At 32.9% G+C, this 2,404-nt stretch carries 3 protein-coding genes; all 3 read right to left on the reverse strand.

Annotation, left to right across the window (positions count from 1 at the left end; all coding sequences use genetic code 11):
* Positions 1-312 precede the first annotated feature (312 nt).
* On the reverse strand, positions 313-531 hold the full coding sequence (locus RR539_RS07965) for a DUF378 domain-containing protein (RefSeq protein WP_332500314.1): 219 nt from the start codon (positions 529-531) through the stop codon (positions 313-315).
* A 211-nt stretch (positions 532-742) separates the two neighbouring features.
* Positions 743-946, reverse strand: coding sequence for a hypothetical protein (locus tag RR539_RS07970; protein WP_332473793.1), 204 nt, complete (start codon positions 944-946; stop codon positions 743-745).
* A 26-nt stretch (positions 947-972) separates the two neighbouring features.
* Positions 973-2,404: pyruvate kinase (pyk, locus tag RR539_RS07975; protein WP_332500315.1), on the reverse strand; the 1,432-nt coding region annotated here is incomplete at its 5' end.

Genomic DNA, 2,404 nt, shown 5'->3' on the forward strand with positions numbered 1-2,404 from the left:
TTTATAAACCTAAATAATCCTAATTAACATAATAATAAATTATTGTAACCTTTAATCCGTAACTACATATTATGTAATAGTAGAACTCTTACCTTTGTTGTGAGGTGAATATAACGTACACAAACTTAGATGATCCAAATGTTACAGTTGAAAAAGGCTATGTAAGAGTATTTCTTATCCCCTTGTCCTTGTTTATAATAATTATTTATGTTGTAAGTGTACTTAATCTTTTTAGTATGTTTTATGTAACTGCACCTGCTATATAACCCATACTAAAAAGATTAAGGACCTAGATAACTAGGCCCTTAAAAGTTATTTATTACATGTTGTTCTTGATTGGATAGTTGATGCTGTATAAATAAGTATAAGTGCTCCTATACCAACTAGGATGTAAACTATTCTTGACCAAATAGTGTCTACACCAAATAAAAAGCTTACTAGGTTAAAGTTAAATACTCCAATAAGTCCCCAGTTAAGTCCTCCAACAATAGTTAATACAAGTCCTAACCAGTCTAATCCATTAAGTTTCATAATATCAACTCCTTTATAAAGTATTTGAAGTTAATATTCCACTAAAGAATAGAAATTATGCAAAAAATAAAAAAAAGCACATCTACTTAGGTGATGTGCATGAAGAATCAGTTGCCCATAATTACCTACTTATGGTATTAAAATTATTAGCCATATGTAGTACATTTATTCATTGGGTTCTTATATTTTACCATATAAATTAATATTTTTGTTATTTTCTTTTGGATTTTTTGAAAAAACGTATTATAAAATCAACAATATTTAATACTACTATGAAAATTACAGTAAGAAGTAAAGTGATTTTTATGAATGTACCTACTGCAAATCCATCTACTATTGATAGACCTATTGAGTAAATAACAGCAAAAAAGAAACTTGTAAATGCTAATCTTATAAATCTAGCCTTATCGAACATAATTATAATTCCCCCTAACTTTAGTTCTACATAACCTTGGCTTTGCCAGAGTATACTAGTCCATTAAGTGTATCCATTGTAATTAATGCTCCTGATTTAATAATATCAGTTGCTCCTGTTGCTCCTACAATTATAGGAAGCTTCATACTAATACATTCTATCGCAATATGTGATGTAAGTCCACCACCCTCAATAATAACACCTCTTGCCCTATCCATAACAATGTGCATAAAGTCACGTGTTAATCTCTTAGCAACAAGTATATCTCCAGTTGATAAACTCTCTTCAATATCCGCTTCATGGTTAACAACACATGCATAACCATATGTAGCATCTCCCATACCTATTCCGTTAGCAAGTACATCTCCAACTATATGAATTCTCATCATATTAGTTGTTCCAGTAAATCCTACAGGTACCCCAGCTGCAAATACTATAAGATCTCCCTTTTTAAGTAGGGAGCAGTATAGACTTTTTTCTATTGAAAGGTTCATTAATTCCTCTGCTGAATCTGATTCCTTAACAATAATAGGTACAACTGAAAATACAAGTGAAAGCTGCCTAGCTACCTTCTCATGTGGGGTTGAGGCGATTATTTGGCACTTTGGTCTGTATTTTGATATCATTCTAGCAGTATGTCCTGACTGGGTAGCTGCTATAATTCCTGCTGCTCCAAGTTCATTAGCTGCTGATGTGCAGCTACAACTAATAGCATTAGTTGTATTGCTTCTATCACTTTGGCGCTTAGATAGATAAATCTTATCATAATCAATTGCGGTTTCTGTCATAAGTGCTATATCAGACATGGTTTTCAGTGACTCAAGCGGATACTTACCGTTGGCGGTTTCTCCACTAAGCATAATAACATCTGTTCCATCAAATATAGCGTTTGCAATATCACTTGCCTCTGCCCTTGTTGGTCTTGGGTTCCTCATCATAGAGTCTAGCATCTGAGTTGCGGTTATAACAAACTTCCCTGCTCTATTACACTTTTCGATTATCATCTTCTGAACAAGGGGTACCTCTTGAGCTGGAATCTCAACCCCAAGATCCCCTCTAGCAACCATTATTCCATCTGATAGCTTTATAATCTCATCTATATTCTCAACAGCTTCCCTATTCTCGATTTTAGAGATAAGGCTAATACTCGTACCATTGTTCTTCTCTAGAACCCTTCTTATCTCTAATATATCAGATGCCTTACGAACAAAAGAGGCTGCAAGAAAATCAATGTCATTTTCTATTCCAAATATAATATCATCAATATCCTTATTAGTTAATGCAGGTAGTTTAATCTTTACGTTTGGTATGTTAACACCCTTATTGTTACTAATAATACCTGAGTTATTAACAATGCAGTGAACATTATTTCCTTCAATTGATTCAACTACAAGTTCAATTAACCCATCATCTATTAAAATAATATTACCGGCAACAACGTCTTTGTTAAGGTTTTTG

Origin of the sequence: Clostridium sp., from assembly GCF_036639235.1 — a bacterium.
Taxonomy (GTDB): domain Bacteria; phylum Bacillota; class Clostridia; order Clostridiales; family Caloramatoraceae; genus Clostridium_AB.